This window comes from Actinoplanes sp. NPDC048988, from assembly GCF_043197815.1.
GTDB lineage: Bacteria > Actinomycetota > Actinomycetes > Mycobacteriales > Micromonosporaceae > Actinoplanes.
This window is the reverse complement of the sequence record NZ_JBICTW010000004.1, coordinates 1-13,642: the sequence shown is the minus strand read 5'-3', so window position 1 is coordinate 13,642 and position 13,642 is coordinate 1. Positions and strand designations below refer to the sequence as shown.

18 protein-coding genes are annotated in these 13,642 nt (G+C 70.0%); 9 read left to right on the top strand and 9 right to left on the bottom strand.

Annotation, left to right across the window (positions count from 1 at the left end):
• Positions 1-2 precede the first annotated feature (2 nt).
• Positions 3-671, bottom strand: coding sequence for an MBL fold metallo-hydrolase (locus ACGFJ7_RS14390; RefSeq protein ID WP_360238974.1), 669 nt, complete (start codon positions 669-671; stop codon positions 3-5).
• A gap of 60 nt (positions 672-731) precedes the next feature.
• On the bottom strand, positions 732-1,286 hold the full coding sequence (locus ACGFJ7_RS14385; protein ID WP_360238971.1) for a hypothetical protein: 555 nt from the start codon (positions 1,284-1,286) through the stop codon (positions 732-734).
• Between the two features lie 92 nt (positions 1,287-1,378).
• On the opposite strand from ACGFJ7_RS14385, the gene ACGFJ7_RS14380 reads away from it, so the two are divergent.
• Positions 1,379-1,846: a hypothetical protein gene (locus tag ACGFJ7_RS14380; protein ID WP_360238968.1), complete on the top strand. Its 468-nt coding sequence runs from the start codon at positions 1,379-1,381 to the stop codon at positions 1,844-1,846.
• Here the strand turns inward: ACGFJ7_RS14380 and ACGFJ7_RS14375 are convergent.
• From ACGFJ7_RS14375 to ACGFJ7_RS14360, 4 genes are all read right to left on the bottom strand, one after another.
• Positions 1,796-2,557 (bottom strand): dihydrofolate reductase family protein, encoded by a 762-nt coding sequence (locus ACGFJ7_RS14375; protein WP_360238965.1) that lies wholly within the window; start codon positions 2,555-2,557, stop codon positions 1,796-1,798. The two genes, ACGFJ7_RS14380 and ACGFJ7_RS14375, sit on opposite strands and share 51 nt — an antisense overlap.
• Positions 2,554-3,165, bottom strand: a complete 612-nt coding sequence (locus ACGFJ7_RS14370; RefSeq protein WP_360238962.1) for a DNA-3-methyladenine glycosylase — start codon at positions 3,163-3,165, stop codon at positions 2,554-2,556. Before ACGFJ7_RS14370 ends, ACGFJ7_RS14375 begins: the two co-directional genes overlap by 4 nt.
• Positions 3,166-3,277: 112 nt before the next feature.
• The gene (locus tag ACGFJ7_RS14365; protein ID WP_392642433.1) at positions 3,278-4,081 is read right to left on the bottom strand and encodes an SAM-dependent methyltransferase; all 804 of its coding nucleotides are present in this window, start codon (positions 4,079-4,081) and stop codon (positions 3,278-3,280) included.
• Between the two features lie 4 nt (positions 4,082-4,085).
• Entirely contained in the window at positions 4,086-4,316 is a 231-nt protein-coding gene (locus ACGFJ7_RS14360) for a hypothetical protein (RefSeq protein WP_392642432.1), read from the bottom strand.
• 154 nt (positions 4,317-4,470) lie between these two features.
• Between ACGFJ7_RS14360 and ACGFJ7_RS14355 the strand changes: the two genes are divergently transcribed.
• The 3 genes from ACGFJ7_RS14355 (at position 4,471) to ACGFJ7_RS14345 (ending at position 6,409) form a co-directional block, all read left to right on the top strand.
• Positions 4,471-5,346, top strand: a complete 876-nt coding sequence (locus tag ACGFJ7_RS14355) for a helix-turn-helix domain-containing protein (protein ID WP_392642431.1) — start codon at positions 4,471-4,473, stop codon at positions 5,344-5,346.
• Positions 5,339-5,542 (top strand): DUF397 domain-containing protein, encoded by a 204-nt coding sequence (locus tag ACGFJ7_RS14350; protein ID WP_360238950.1) that lies wholly within the window; start codon positions 5,339-5,341, stop codon positions 5,540-5,542. Before ACGFJ7_RS14355 ends, ACGFJ7_RS14350 begins: the two co-directional genes overlap by 8 nt.
• Positions 5,543-5,644: 102 nt before the next feature.
• The gene (locus tag ACGFJ7_RS14345) at positions 5,645-6,409 is read left to right on the top strand and encodes a CAP domain-containing protein (protein ID WP_392642430.1); all 765 of its coding nucleotides are present in this window, start codon (positions 5,645-5,647) and stop codon (positions 6,407-6,409) included.
• Here the strand turns inward: ACGFJ7_RS14345 and ACGFJ7_RS14340 are convergent.
• Complete coding sequence (locus tag ACGFJ7_RS14340) at positions 6,406-6,990, bottom strand: nucleotidyltransferase domain-containing protein (protein WP_360238944.1); 585 nt, start codon at positions 6,988-6,990, stop codon at positions 6,406-6,408. The genes ACGFJ7_RS14345 and ACGFJ7_RS14340 overlap by 4 nt on opposite strands.
• Before the next feature lie 31 nt (positions 6,991-7,021).
• Between ACGFJ7_RS14340 and ACGFJ7_RS14335 the strand changes: the two genes are divergently transcribed.
• From ACGFJ7_RS14335 to ACGFJ7_RS14325, 3 genes are read left to right on the top strand one after another with little or no spacing between them, the layout of a single operon-like run.
• On the top strand, positions 7,022-7,498 hold the full coding sequence (locus ACGFJ7_RS14335) for a type II toxin-antitoxin system PemK/MazF family toxin (protein WP_392642730.1): 477 nt from the start codon (positions 7,022-7,024) through the stop codon (positions 7,496-7,498).
• Positions 7,499-7,522: 24 nt separating this feature from the next.
• Entirely contained in the window at positions 7,523-8,128 is a 606-nt protein-coding gene (locus tag ACGFJ7_RS14330) for a hypothetical protein (RefSeq protein WP_360238937.1), read from the top strand.
• Position 8,129: 1 nt separating this feature from the next.
• The gene (locus ACGFJ7_RS14325; protein WP_360238934.1) at positions 8,130-8,783 is read left to right on the top strand and encodes a nucleoside monophosphate kinase; all 654 of its coding nucleotides are present in this window, start codon (positions 8,130-8,132) and stop codon (positions 8,781-8,783) included.
• Here the strand turns inward: ACGFJ7_RS14325 and ACGFJ7_RS14320 are convergent.
• On the bottom strand, positions 8,765-10,135 hold the full coding sequence (locus ACGFJ7_RS14320; protein ID WP_392642429.1) for an MFS transporter: 1,371 nt from the start codon (positions 10,133-10,135) through the stop codon (positions 8,765-8,767). The genes ACGFJ7_RS14325 and ACGFJ7_RS14320 overlap by 19 nt on opposite strands.
• A 67-nt stretch (positions 10,136-10,202) precedes the next feature.
• Here ACGFJ7_RS14320 and ACGFJ7_RS14315 point away from each other — a divergent pair, with 67 nt between their 5' ends.
• Complete coding sequence (locus ACGFJ7_RS14315; protein ID WP_392642428.1) at positions 10,203-11,099, top strand: LysR family transcriptional regulator; 897 nt, start codon at positions 10,203-10,205, stop codon at positions 11,097-11,099.
• Here ACGFJ7_RS14315 and ACGFJ7_RS14310 read toward each other — a convergent pair.
• On the bottom strand, positions 11,087-11,836 hold the full coding sequence (locus tag ACGFJ7_RS14310; RefSeq protein ID WP_360238925.1) for a UDP-galactose-lipid carrier transferase: 750 nt from the start codon (positions 11,834-11,836) through the stop codon (positions 11,087-11,089). The genes ACGFJ7_RS14315 and ACGFJ7_RS14310 overlap by 13 nt on opposite strands.
• Positions 11,837-11,913: 77 nt before the next feature.
• On the opposite strand from ACGFJ7_RS14310, the gene tyrS reads away from it, so the two are divergent.
• Complete coding sequence (tyrS, locus tag ACGFJ7_RS14305) at positions 11,914-13,170, top strand: tyrosine--tRNA ligase (RefSeq protein WP_392642427.1); 1,257 nt, start codon at positions 11,914-11,916, stop codon at positions 13,168-13,170.
• Positions 13,171-13,642: the final 472 nt, after the last annotated feature.

Here is a 13,642-nt window from a genome sequence, read left to right as displayed (position 1 = left end):
GCTCAGGCGTCGAGACTGTCGCCGGGTGTGAGGCGGTGCAGGGGGAGGCCGGTCAGGCCGTTCTCGCCCAGGAGCATGGCGGCGGAGTTCTGCCCTAGTTCGCTGAGCATGAGCTCATGGATCTGGATGACGCGGTCGGGGCGTACCGACCGTACGAAATCGGCCGCCTCGCCGAACTTGGTCCAGGGGCCGCTGGTCGGCAGGAGCAGGGTGGGCACGGGGACGCCGGGGGCGAAGTAGGCGTCGCCGGGGTGGTAGACCGAGCCGTCGATGAGGTAGCCGACGTTGCCGACCTGCGGGATGTCGCGGTGGATCAGGGCGTGTTCGCCGCCGTGGGCGGTGACCGCGAAGCCGGCCGCCTCGAAGCTGTCGCCCGGGCGGACGGTGATCAGGCGCTCGCTCAGGTCGCCGGCGGCCTCGGGCGGGGTCTGCTCGGCCAGTTTGGCGGTGACCGCCGCCGGGCCGTAGACGTGCAGGCCGGGACGGTTCCGCATGGCGGCCAGCACGATGCCGTCGTCGAAGTGGTCGAAGTGCTCGTGGGTGATCAGCACCGCGTCGGCCTCGGTGATCAGGCGGGGTGCGTCGGGGGTGAAGGTTCCCGGGTCGAGAAGGACCGTGCGGCCGTCCTCGGTGAGGGTGACGCAGGCGTGGTCGTACTTCGTGAGCTTCATTCGGTGCCTCCTCAGGTACAGCGCAACTGTACAGTCTTGCTGTGTATAGAGGAGAAAGGGTCAGGCGAGGGGCTGACCGGCGGACTGGGTCTCCGTCGGCACGGGGGCGGCGTGATGCGTCAGCACCGCGCCCGTCATGAAGGTGCCGCCCACGGCCAGGGCGCCCAGGATGCCCAGCGAGATCTGCTGTTCCAGGTCCCGCTGGCGCTCGTAGTCCGACTCGTTCACGACCGTCAGGCGGCCGTTGTCGTTCAGGACGTACTGGCCGTCGCGAATCTCGGTGTCGCCGTTCAGGCCGGCGAAAGCCAGCACCACCGCCAGCCAGAAGGCGAAGAACATCACCCCGGCCAGCATGCTCGCCCAGTGCGGCACGTGCGGCGGCACCCACGCGGTCAGGCTCCAGGCACGGCGCGGTCGGGTGGTCCGGTAATACCAGCGGTTGCCGATCACTCCCGCGATCACCCCGGGCACCGCCATGGCCGCCGCCACGCCCACCGCGGCCGGTGTCGGGAGAAGGCGTACGCCGGCCAGCAGGCCTGCGATGAGCACGGCCGACCAGAGCAGGCCGGCGGAGCACATCGCGCCGCACACGATCAACCACCGCTGGGGAACCATCAGTCCGGACGCTAGCCGCCCCGGACCTCACGCGCGGTGGTTTCCGCCGGACCGTCCGCCGCGACCGGAACGGTCGTATGATCTGGCGCGAGATGAGCGATTCGTATGCGTGCGTGATCCCCACCGACCCCACCTGGCAGCCGGAGGGCGAGGCGGCCGAGCGCGCCGAGGATTACGTACGCAGCGTCTTCCTCGACCCGGACGGCTCCGGTCAGGAGATCACCACCGAGTTCTACGACCGGATCACCGCCGTCGACGCCGGCGAGAACCTTTCGCGGATCACCTGCCCGCGCTGCGGCGCCGACATCCCGCTGGAGTGGTGGGCCGAGCTCTCCGAGGAGTCCGAGCACGAGTTCGACGATCTCGCCGTCGTCGTGCCCTGCTGCACCGCGGAGCTCCAGCTCGACACCCTGATCTTCGACTGGCCGTGCGGCTTCGCCCGCTTCGAGATCGCCGTCCTCAACCCGGCCCGCGACGACGCCCGGTTCGCCGACGACGAGCTGGCCGAGCTAGCCATCCTCCTCGGCCACCCCGTACGGCAGATCCTCATCCACCTGTAGGACCTCGTAGCGCAGCCAGACCGTGCCGTCCGCGGTGGCGTGCGTGGCCAGCAACCGCAGCGACGCCGGCATCTCGCCCGGGGCCAGCGGATCCCCGTCGAACAGGGTCGGCGTGCCCGCGCCCCCGATCAGCGCCGGATAGATGACCACCTGGACCTCGTCGACCAGCCCGGCCCGCAGCAGCGCCCCGTTCACCCCGCCGCCGGCGTTCGACACGACGCACGAGACGCCGAGACGCGACCGCATCTTCTCCAGAGCTTCGCGAAGGTCCTCGCCGACGAGATACGAGATCTTCTCCTCGCGCAGATAGGACAGGTAGCCCGCCGGTGTGGTGGGGGAGACGAGAACGAGCAGGTGGTAGCCGTCGTTCTCCGTCATCGTCCAGCGGACCCGTCCCCGCCTGTCCACCACGGTGAACCATTTGGCGGCCGGAATGACGAAATCCTCGTACAACGCGGGCGAGGCCGGCGACGCGCCGAACAGCGGCCCGGCCGTGGAGGGCACCAGCGACCCGCTTCCCTCGAGCACGGCCGTGGGTTGCTGAAGCGCCAGCTGAGCCGTACGCGCGGCCTCCACCGCGTCGGCGCCGGGCGGGCGCAACGACGCCCAGATCCGCGGCGAGGTCATCAGCAGATGGTCACGGCGCAGCGTGATCCGCCCGTCGAGCGACATCTGCGCCGAGACCACGACACGGGGGCGGGGCGCGGTCATGCGGAGGTCCTTCCCCGGCGGGGCGTGTGGCGGCGGTAGGCGCTGACCGAGGGGTCGTCCTCGATCCAGAAGCGCCAGGGAACGTCATGGGCCGAGGTGACGCCCACGCGGGGACCCGCCGCGACCGCGAAGTCCGTCGAGTCGGGGGGAGAGACGGTCAACGGCCCGGTTCCGTCGATCACCGACGTGCCGTTGGCGGAGCGGTTCAGGGCCAGTACCTGCATCAGTTTGGCCGGGCCGGCCGCCAGATCGCTGTCGCGCCGGGTCGCCGGCCGGCGGGAACGGGCGACCGGGAGGCCCGAGACGACCGATCCGGCCCGGAGCAGGACCGCCGCCGGCCGGCCTTCCTCGCCGCAGACGATGTTGGCGCAGAAGTGCATGCCGTAGATCTGATAGACGTACAGGTGGCCGGCCGGGCCGAACATCACCTCGTTGCGGGCCGTCATCCCCCGGTGGGCGTGGCTGGCCGGGTCCTCGCCCAGCCCGCTGTACGCCTCCACCTCGGTGAGCCGCACGGTCACCCCGTTGGCGGTCAGCCGCCATCCCAGCAGCAGCCGAGCCGCCTCGTCCACCTCGTTCGCCGGCAGGTCCAGCCACGAAACAGTCACCGGTCCAGCCAATCACACGGGATCATGTGGCTATGCGCCCCGATCCCGGCCTGCTGCAACGGCAGGTCGCGCTCGAGGGCGTGCCCACGCCCGGGGGTCGCGCAGCGCCTGGTCAGTTCTTCCGGCCTACTGCTCCGAAGATAGAGGCCTCGACCGGGCTCGGGTGTTCGTCGGCCGAGGGGTCGGGCCGCCAGTCCGCCACCGGCGCGATGCCGGGCGCGACGAGCGACAGGCCGGCGAAATGGGCCGCGAACTCGTCCCTCGTACGGGGATGAACGTCCGAGCGTCCCGTCCGCAGCGACTCGTCCCACGCCTCTTTGAGGGCGGGGGTGAGCAGGTCGGTCGTCGCCATCGTGGCGATCAGGTGGCTGCCCGGCGCGAGCGAGTCCAGCAGCGTCCGCACGATCGCCGGCGACTCCTCCTGCGAGGGCAGGAAGTGCACCACCGCGACCAGGATGAGCCCCACCGGCCGGCTGAGGTCGAGCACCTGGGCCGCCTGCTCGAGGATCGTCGCCGGGTGGCGCAGGTCCTCCTCGAGGTAGCGGGTCTCCCCGTCCGGGGTGCTGGCCAGCAGCGCCCTCGCGTGGGCCATCACCATCGGGTCGTGGTCGACGTACACGATCTTGGAGTCCGGCGCGACGCGCTGCGCGACCTCGTGCGTGTTGCCGGCCGTGGGCAGGCCGGTGCCGATGTCGAGGAACTGCCGCACGCCGGCGTCGGCGGCGACGTAGCGTACGGCCCGGCCCAGAAACGCCCGGTTGGCCCGGGCCGCGATCCGCGCGGCCGGGTAGGACTTCGCGAGCAGGTCGCCGGACTCACGGTCGGCGGCGAAGTTGTCCTTGCCGCCCAGCCAGTAGTTGTAGCGCCGCGCCGGGTGGGGGACTCCGGTGTCGAACTTGTCGGTCACGGTCCTCATTGGATCATGTGGACGCCCATCCGAGGAACCTCTCGTACAGGTCGGCGGGCGCCGGCGAGCCTCCGGCCGCGCAGTCGTCGATGGCCGACAGCATGCACGAGCCGAGGAAGAACACCAGTGCCGGCTGCTGACCTCGGTACTCCTCGGCGAGCTCCACTTTGGCCGAGGCGCACGGCCAGTGCTGCCCGCAGGCCACGCATTCCCAGGCCGGCCGCGAGCCGAGGTGTTCCGTCACGCTACTCCCCGCGTTCGATCTCTTACAGAGAGCAGTCTCGATGGCTTACGCTGATTGCTCAACGGTTCCCGGCGAGATTCCCGCGAATGGATTCTCGCTGTCTCGCTCGAGGCGGTCGAACTGTCTCGAACGGAACACCGAAAGAGAGTGATCGATGACCGAGACGGGTTCGACGGTTCCGCGGCGCCAGGTCGGCCGCCTGCTGAAACAGCTCCGCGAGCAGGCCGGTGTGTCCCTGATGGGCGCCGCCGAGGAGCTGGAGTTCTCCCGGGCCCGGATGTATCGCATCGAGAAGGGCGAGGTGGCCGTCCGCAAGCACGACGTCATCGCGATGTGCGGCGTCTACCGGGCCACGCCCCGGATTACCGAGGTGCTCATCGGCCTCGCCCACGAGTCCAAGGCCAAGGGCTGGTGGCACGCGTACGGCGACGTCGTGCCGGCGTGGTTCGAGCTCTATGTCGGCATGGAGCAGGCCGCGAGCCGTCTGCGTTCCTTCGCGCCCAGCGTGATTCCGGGCCTCCTGCAGACCGCCGAGTACGCCGACTGGATCTTCCGGAAGTGGATCGGCGACGACGAGCCGGCCGTGCGGAACGCGGTCGGCATGCGCCTGGAACGCCAGTCGCTGCTGACCCGCACCCGGCCCGGCGCCCCCGATCTGGAGGTGCTGATCGACGAGGGCGTGCTGCGCCGATCGGTCCCCGACACCCTCGGTATGCAGCGGCAACTCGCCCATCTGGTGAACGTCTCGACCCGGCCCAACGTCAGCGTGCGGGTCATCCCGTTCGCCGCCGGCCCGCACAAGGCGGCCAGCTCCGGGCAGTTCACGATCCTGGAGTTCCCGGCTGTCGGCACCGCCTCGCCGGAGCCGACAACGATCTATTGCGAGAACCTCACCGGCGCTCTCTATCTGGATAAGCTCGCGGAAGTACAGACATATGAATCGATCTGGGGGGAACTGGAGTCGGTTGCTCTGGGGCAGGCCGAGTCCGACGATCTCATCGCGACGATCATCAAGGAGAGCGATGACTGACCTGACCGGTGCCGTCTGGCACAAGAGCACACGCAGCGGCGGCAACGGTGGCGACTGCGTCGAGGTCGCGGTCAACCTGCCGGGGATCGTCGCGGTCCGCGACACCAAGGACCGCGAGGGCGCGGCTCTGATCTTCACGCACGCCGAGTGGGTCGCTTTCCTCGGCGGCGTCCGCGACGGGGAGTTCGACCTTTAGATCTGCGTGTGCCGATCCTTAAGCGTTCGTTAGCCGACGGGACGCCGTGGGTGGACGACCCCATAGTGGGGTTGGCCGTCCCCCGTCCCGAAGGTGATCTCGATGAATGCTGCTGCCCGCGTCCGCTACACGCTGGTGGCCGGAGTCACCTCTGTCGTGATCGGCTCGGGCTTTACGTTCGTGGGCCTGTCCCGGGGCGCCGAAGCCGAGACGACAGCGCCCAGCGCCGCCGAACAGCCCCTGGCGCCGCCGCCGGCCACGGCCGAGACGACCACGCCCCCGCCCGCCACCACGCCGGCGACCACCGCGCCGGCCCCGAAGCCGTCCCCCTCGAAGTCACCGAGCGCGAAGCCGAAGCCGAAGGCGACGCCGAAGCCCACCCCGAGCCGGACCAGGGTGAAGAAGACGGCGCAGGCGGCCCCGGCGACGACGGCGCCCCAGACCAGCGGGTCGGTCGTCGAGCAGGTGCTGGCGCACATCAACGCCGCCCGCGAGGACGAGGGCCTGTCCGCCCTCACCCTCGACGAGGACCTGTCCAAGGCCGCCGCCCTCCACAACCAGCTGATGATCGACGGCTGCGGCCTCTCCCACCAGTGCTCGGGCGAGGGCGGCATCGGCACCCGGTTCAGCGCGCAGGGCGTCAAGTGGTCCTCGGCCGGCGAGAACATCGGCTTCGGCTCGAGCGGCTCCAGCGACTCGGCGAAGGTGAACGCGGCCAACGGCCTCACCGACAGCATGCTGGCCGAGACCCCGCCGAACGACGGCCACCGCAAGAACCTGCTCAGCACCGGTTTCAAGCGCATCGGCCTGAGCATCGTCCGTGACAGCAAGGGCATCACCTGGATGACCCAGGACTTCGTGGGTTAGGACCGCCAGGCGTGGCCGGGGTGCACGAGGTCGAGCGCCCGGTCGAGCCAGTCCCGCTCCGCGGCGGTCAGATGCGGGGCGGCGGCGAGATAGTCCTGCTGGTCCTTCTCGCGCGCGTGCTTGGCCTTGAAGAGCAGGGTCACGTCGGGGCTCAGGTAGGGGATGCCATCCGGGGTCCGGCGGATGATTTCGCCGTACGGGCGGCGCAGGCTCTCGTGGCGACGGGAGATCCAGATGTCGCCGTCGTGCGGCTCCCGGAACACGTCCAGCCGCCACACGTCCTCGCTCGGGTCGAGTGCCCAGGTCTGGTGGTGCTCGGCCAGCGCCCGCGGCGTGGCCGGCACGAGCACGCCCGCCCCGGCCGGGGCGTAGAAAGCCAGCTCGGGGAAGCGCCCGGCGATCTCGGCGAACCGGCTCTCCGGCACGGCGATCTCGGTGTCCTCGTGCTCGCGGAGCTGCCCGCCCAGGTGCAGGTCGATCGCCCAGCCGCCGGCCACGTACCAGGGGGTTTCGACGCCGGCCAGCCGCTCGGCGACCAGCGACGGGTGCCACGACTGCCAGGCTTCGATGTCCGGTGTCATAGCGGCAGCCTAAAGTGCAGCCGTGGCCAAGATTCTCAAGACCCTTCTCCGCCGGATCACCGGCAAGGCGACCCCGGCGCCGGCGCCGCGCGCCCCGCAGCCGCAGCCGAAACCGGTGCGGCACGTTCCCACCCACGAGCGCGGCCGGCACGTCGAGTACTCGCCGAACCTCGACGGCGACGCCGACCCCGGTGAGGTCGTGTGGACCTGGGTGCCGTACGAGGACGACCCCGCCCAGGGCAAGGACCGCCCCGTGCTCGTGGTCGGGCGCTCCGGCCGTACCGTCCTCGGACTGATGCTCTCCTCCCAGAGCGACCGTGACGGTCAGCGCAACTGGATGGGCCTGGGCGCCGGCTCGTGGGACAAGGAGAACCGGCCGAGCTGGATCCGCCTCGATCGGGTGATCGAGGTCGACCACGACGGCATCCGCCGCGAGGGCGCCGTGCTCGACCGCACCCGTTTCGACCGGGTCGCGGCGAAGCTGCGCCAGGACTACGGGTGGCGCTGAGGCGAGCCGGATAGCGTTGACGCCATGCAGAAGGACGTAATGGTCGGTTTCGGTGGCAAGCAGGCATGGCTGGCCGTCCGCAGCGAGCCGGGCGCCGACCGTGACCCGGGCCGGGTCATCGACGCGCTCGGCCTGCGCGACCTCGGCTCGGTGCCGTGGCGCGACGGCATCGACCTGGCCCACCTGACCGACGACCGGGTCGCCGTGACGCCGCCGCTGCCGGGCGCCCGCGACACCGCGTGGGTGCTGGTGGCCGGCCGTTGGCTGATCCGCCCCGGCACTCCGGTCGACGTCATCGCCCTCTCGGCCGAGCTCGGTACCGAGGTGCAGTTCTTCGCCACCCACCGGGTCACCGAGCTGCACCGGTGGCAGCGCGCCGCCGAGGGTGAGCTGATCCGCGCTTTCGGGTATGTGGGGCAGACCGGCGAGGTCACCTCCTGGCACGGCGATCCCGACCCGGCCGAGCGCGAGGCCGGCCTGCCCGGCGAGCTGACCGAGGACACGACCGTCCTGGTGGGGGAGAAGGACGTGCTTTCGGTCGCCCGTGCCTGGAGCATCGACCCCACCACGCTGACCGGGCGGCCCGCGCCGGGACCGCTGCGAATCGGCGCCGCCGACGGAGAGGGCTGACATGCGCAAGTACGTGATCATGGGAGTGCAGGGCAGCGGCAAGGGCACCCAGTCGCAGCTGCTCTGCGACGACCTCGACCTCGTGCACATCGCGGTCGGTGACATCTTCCGCTGGCACGTCAAGAACCACACCAAGATCGGCGCCCAGGTGCGGCGCACGATGAACGCGGGCGACCTGGTCGGCGACGACCTGGTCGAGAAGATCGTGCGCGAGCGCCTGGACGGGCACGACTGGAACTACGGCTTCGTCATCGACGGCTTCCCGCGCAACGGCCGGCAGGCCGAGTTCTTCATGGAGAGCTTCGACATCGACGGGGTGATCCATCTCGAGCTGGCCGAGGACGAGGTCCGCCGCCGGGTGCTCAGCCGCCGGCTGTGCCCGAACTGCGGCATGGACTACAACCTGATCGCCGACCGGCCCCAGGTCGAGGGCCGGTGCGACATCTGCGGCCACGAGCTGATCACCCGCGCCGACGACACGCCCGAGGCCCTCGACGCCCGCCTGCGCGACTACAACGAGAAGACCCGGCCGGTCCTCGAGCTGTTCCGGCGCAAGGAGTTCGTCCACGACATCGACGCGAGCCCGTCGGCCGACGAGGTGCAGCAGCGGATCCGCGATGCGCTGGGGCTGCCCGACTACAAGGCGGCGAGCTGAGGCGCCGGGCGCCACATGGCCACGACGGCCGCCGCGGCGATCACCAGACCGCCCGCCAGCAGGCGATACCCGAAGTGCATGCCGGCCGTGAAGTCGGCCGTGGACCGCAGCGCGTGGTGCGAGTTGAGCACCGTGCCGATGATCGCCACCCCGAGCGCGGCGCCGATCTCCCGGGCCGACGAGTTGACGCCCGCGCCGAGGCCGGCCCGGGCGTGCGGGAGCCCGGTCATGATGCCGTGGGTGAGCGCCGGCGTGCACAGACCCATGCCGGCCGCCGTCACCAGCAGGTACAGCGCGTAGATCCCGTACGGCGTCGAAGCCGTCGCCGTTGACAGCGCCCCGAGCCCGAGCGCGATCATCCCGAGCCCGGCCCCGACGATCCACCGCGCGCCGAACCTCTCGGCCAGCGGCACCGCCCGCCGCGTCACCAGGCCCATGCCGACCGCCAGCGGCGCGATCGCCAACCCGGTCACCAGCACCGAGTAGCCCTTCACGTCCTGCAGGAACTGCGCGTTGACGTAGAACAGCCCGAAAAGCACCAGGAACCCGAACCCCACCCCGAGGGCGCCCGCCCGAACCGTCGGAATCCGGAACACCCGCGGGTCGAGCAGAGGGTCGGAGGCCCTTGCGGCGTACGCGATGAAGACCGTGATCAGAAGCAGCCCGAGGCCGAACCCGCCCAGCACGGCCACGTCGCCCCACCCGCGCCCGGGCCCCTCGATGATGCCGAAGAGCAGTGCGAACACCCCGCCGGTGAGCAGCGCGGTACCGGCCGGGTCGAGGCTCGCGTGGTGTCGCGGCGCCCTGGGCACGAAGGCGGCGACCCCGGCCGCCAGCAGCAGCGCCACCGGCACGAAGAGCGCGAAGAGCCAGCTCCAGCCGGCCCACCGCAGCACCACCCCGGCGACCAGGTTGCCGGCCATGCCGCCCATCCCCATGGCCGCCGTCCAGACGGCGATCGCCTGCGGGCGGCGCCGCGGCTCGGTCGCGTTGACGAGCAGGGCGAGGGTGGCCGGTTGCGCGAGCGCGGCCGCGACGCCGGCCAGGGCGCGGCCGGTCTCGAGCACGGCCACGTTCGGGGCGAGCGCGCTGACCATGTTCGCCACGGCGAACAGCACCAGGCCGGCGATCAGCACCCCCTTGCGCCCGAAACGGTCGCCGAGCGCGCCGGCCGGGATCAGCAGCGCGGCGAAGACGATGACGTACGTGTCGACGATCCACACCAGCTGACCGCCGGAGGGGTGCAGATCGCTCGCGGCGAGCTGTGGCAGCGCCAGGTTGATCCCGGCGACCAGCGCCTGCAACGTCACCGCGGCCGCGCACATGAGCAGCAGCGTCTTGTTCTTGACCATGGATTCGACGCTAGGAAGCGCCTAATCTAACGTCAAATGCAAGCTTCACAAGAGAGAGTTGCGTCTGATGCAGTTCGATCTGAACCTGCTGGTCGCGCTGGACGCGCTGCTCGAGGAGGGCAGCGTCGGCGGGGCCGCCCGTCGGCTTCATCTCAGCGAGCCGGCGACCAGCCGAGCGCTCGGGCGGATCCGGGCCGCCACCGGCGACCCGATCCTGGTGCGCTCCGGCCGGTCGATGGTTCCCACCCCGAGAGCCCAGGCCATCCGTACGGAGGTGCACGCGCTCGTCGAACGGGCCCAGGCCGTCTTCACCCCGCCCGGAGCGCCCGACCCGTCGTCGCTGGAGCGCACGTTCACGCTGCTCGCCTCGGACGTGGCGATCTCGGTCGGCCCCGCGCTGCTGGCCCGCGTGCGGGCGGAGGCGCCGAAGGTGGCGCTGCGGTTCCTGGCCGAGGGATCCGGAACCGAGGGGTTCGAGCTGCGGGACGGCGTCGCCGACCTGGACATCGGGGTGGCCGACCGTACGCTCCCCGAGATCCGGGTCGAACCGCTGCTCACCGACCACGTGGTGGCCGTCGTCCGGCCCGGGCACCCGCTCGCCGCGGGCCCGCTGACCCGGGAGCGGTTCGCGGCGGCCCAGCACGTCAGCGCGTCACGCCGGGGCCACCTCACCGGGCCGATCGACGACGACCTGGCCGCGCACGGGCTGCGCCGCACGGTGGCCATGGCCGTGCCCACGTTCTCCGCCGCCATGTTCGTGGTCGCCGGCACCGACCTGGTGGGCCTCATGCCGTGGCGGCTCGGCGGGCCCACCGTCGCGGCGCTGGGACTGGTCGCACTCGATCCGCCGATGGAACTGCCGTCGATCGAGATCAGCATGTCCTGGCACCAGCGCTACGACGCGGACGGGGCACATGGGTGGCTGCGTGACCGCGTACGGGAAACCTTTGATCAGAACTTGTGACCACGCTTGGTGAGCTCGGCCTCGATGGCCTCACACACCGTCTCGACCACGGCGAACCGGGCGTAATGCTTGTCGTCGCCCTGAATGACGTGCCAGGGGGCCCACGTCGGATCGCAGCGCTCGAGCATTTCGCCGATCGCGGCCTCGTAGGCGGGACGCTTCTCGCGGTTGCGCCAGTCCTCATCGGTCAGCTTCCACTGCCGCAACGGATCGTTCGCCCGGTCCTCGAACCGGCGCGCCTGCTCGTCGGCCGACACGTGCATCCAGAACTTGACCATGATCATGCCCTCGGCGGTCAGGGTCCGTTCGAATTCCACGATTTCGTTGTACGCCCGTTTCCACTGCTCCTTGGTGGCGAAACCCTCGACCCGCTCGACCAGCACCCGGCCGTACCAGGACCGGTCGAAGACCGCCATGCCGCCCCAGCCCGGCAGCTTCGGCCAGAAACGCCAGAGGAAATGGTGGCGCTTCTCGTCGTACGTCGGCGCGGCGAACTGCGAGACCCGCACGAACCGGGGGTCGAGCGGAGCGACGAGCCGCTTGATGGCGCCGCCCTTACCGGACGCGTCCCACCCCTCGAAGACACAGGTCAGCGGCGGCCCGATCCGCTTCTCGCCGATCTGGCCGCCCAGGATCAGGCGCAGCCGCAACAGGCGCTGCTGCGCCTCCTCCAGCCGGGCCACAGCCTTCTTCTTGGAGATCTCGATCGGCGGCGCACCGCTACCCAGGCGACTCATTCCTTGTGTTCTACCCGTGCCGCTCCGCCGAGGAAACCCAGTGTGATCGCGCCCGCCGAGTGAGGGACAATGCCGAGGTGACTCTCGTAGACGACCTGACGTGGCGTGGACTGATACAGGACTCGACCGACCCGGCCGCCCTGGCCGCAGCACTGACCGGCGGGTCCATCACGTTCTATGTGGGCTTCGACCCCACCGCCGCGTCCCTGCACGTCGGTCACCTCATGCAGGTCATGACCGCGCGCCGGCTCCAGCAGGCCGGCCACCGGCCGCTGCTGCTGGTCGGCGGGGCCACCGGCCAGATCGGCGACCCGCGCGAGTCCAGCGAGCGCACCCTCAACCCGCCCGAGGTCGTGCAGGGCTGGGTGGAGCGCATCCGCGCGCAGCTCTCGCCCTTCGTGACGTACGAGGGTGACAACGCGGCAACCCTGGTCAACAACCTCGACTGGACCGGGCCGACCTCGGTCATCGAATTCCTGCGCGACGTCGGCAAGCATTTCCCCATCAACAAGATGCTCGCCCGCGACGTCGTGAAGAACAGGCTCGAGAGCGGCATCAGCTTCACCGAGTTCGCGTACCAGCTGCTCCAGTCCAACGACTTCTACCAACTGCACGTCCGCCACGATTGCGCACTGCAATTCGGCGGCTCCGATCAGTGGGGAAACATCACGGCCGGAGTCGATTTCGTACGCCGGCGCGGCGCCGGCCCGGTGCACGCGTTCGTGACGCCCCTGGTTCTGAAGGCCGACGGCACCAAATTCGGCAAGACCGAGGGCGGGGCGGTCTGGCTCGACCCCGAGATGACCACGCCGTACGCGTTCTACCAGTTCTGGATCAACTCGGACGACCGCGACGTCAACAACTACCTGCGCTACTTCAGCTTCAAGAGCCGTGAAGAGCTCGAGGAACTGGAAAAGGCGACGGCCGAGAAACCGCAGGCGCGCCTGGCCCAGCGAGCGCTCGCTCTGGAGATCACCTCCCTCGTGCACGGCGAGGAGGAGGCGCGGCAGGCGGTGGCGGCCAGTCAGGCGCTGTTCGGGCGGGGGTCGCTGGAGGAGCTGGCGCCGTCGACGTTGGAGGCGGCGCTCTCCGAGGCGGGGTTGCAGACGTTCCGGGGTGAGCTGCCGTCCTTCACCACGTTGCTGAAGGAGTCGGGTCTGGTGGCCTCGGCCAACGAGGCGCGGCGGACGATCAACGAGGGTGGTGCGTACGTGAACAACGAGCGGATCACCGATGGCGAGGCCGTGCCGGCCGTTTCCTCGCTGTTGCACGGGCGGTTCCTCGTGCTTCGCCGGGGGAAGAGGTCGTTCGCGGGGGTCTCGTACGAGGGATGACCCCCTCGGCAAACCGGCTCTGACCTTTAGCTTCTCCATGATCGGCCTCCTGTGATCGGGCTCGCAGGGGGCCGATTTGGCATCCGGGTTCAGACGCCTGTAATGTTTTCCAAGCCGCCAGGGAGACGGGCGAGCGAGCGGGACCCACACGGGGCCCGGAGCGGCCGTCCTGACGGAACCCCTGAAATTCGCTCGGCGAATAGCCGTGCTAATTTCTTGGGGCTCGAGCGATTTGTTTGGTCGATTACCGGGAAATTTCCGGGAGTTGACGAAGCGGAAAAGCGAGAGTAAAGTTGAGCGAGTGCCCCGGGGTGGTTAACCGGGTAGCGGTTGTTCTTTGAGAACTCAACAGGGTGCTTGATAAGCCAGTGCCAATTAGTAATACCCCGGCCGGCTTCTCTTTGCGGAGAGTCGGTGGGAGATTCCTTTGGCAACACTTTTTGTTGCCGGGACGCTTTTCCAAAGATTTTGT

Bases quoted from the DNA above. Each gene is read 5' to 3' on its own strand.
- ACGFJ7_RS14390 (WP_360238974.1), bottom strand. From the start codon at position 671: ATGAAGCTCACGAAGTACGACCACGCCTGCGTCACCCTCACCGAGGAC.
- ACGFJ7_RS14385 (WP_360238971.1), bottom strand. From the start codon at position 1,286: ATGGTTCCCCAGCGGTGGTTGATCGTGTGCGGCGCGATGTGCTCCGCC.
- ACGFJ7_RS14380 (WP_360238968.1), top strand. From the start codon at position 1,379: ATGAGCGATTCGTATGCGTGCGTGATCCCCACCGACCCCACCTGGCAG.
- ACGFJ7_RS14375 (WP_360238965.1), bottom strand. From the start codon at position 2,557: ATGACCGCGCCCCGCCCCCGTGTCGTGGTCTCGGCGCAGATGTCGCTC.
- ACGFJ7_RS14365 (WP_392642433.1), bottom strand. From the start codon at position 4,081: ATGAGGACCGTGACCGACAAGTTCGACACCGGAGTCCCCCACCCGGCG.
- ACGFJ7_RS14355 (WP_392642431.1), top strand. From the start codon at position 4,471: ATGACCGAGACGGGTTCGACGGTTCCGCGGCGCCAGGTCGGCCGCCTG.
- ACGFJ7_RS14350 (WP_360238950.1), top strand. From the start codon at position 5,339: ATGACTGACCTGACCGGTGCCGTCTGGCACAAGAGCACACGCAGCGGC.
- ACGFJ7_RS14345 (WP_392642430.1), top strand. From the start codon at position 5,645: ATGAATGCTGCTGCCCGCGTCCGCTACACGCTGGTGGCCGGAGTCACC.
- ACGFJ7_RS14340 (WP_360238944.1), bottom strand. From the start codon at position 6,990: ATGACACCGGACATCGAAGCCTGGCAGTCGTGGCACCCGTCGCTGGTC.
- ACGFJ7_RS14330 (WP_360238937.1), top strand. From the start codon at position 7,523: ATGCAGAAGGACGTAATGGTCGGTTTCGGTGGCAAGCAGGCATGGCTG.
- ACGFJ7_RS14325 (WP_360238934.1), top strand. From the start codon at position 8,130: ATGCGCAAGTACGTGATCATGGGAGTGCAGGGCAGCGGCAAGGGCACC.
- ACGFJ7_RS14320 (WP_392642429.1), bottom strand. From the start codon at position 10,135: ATGGTCAAGAACAAGACGCTGCTGCTCATGTGCGCGGCCGCGGTGACG.
- ACGFJ7_RS14315 (WP_392642428.1), top strand. From the start codon at position 10,203: ATGCAGTTCGATCTGAACCTGCTGGTCGCGCTGGACGCGCTGCTCGAG.
- ACGFJ7_RS14310 (WP_360238925.1), bottom strand. From the start codon at position 11,836: ATGAGTCGCCTGGGTAGCGGTGCGCCGCCGATCGAGATCTCCAAGAAG.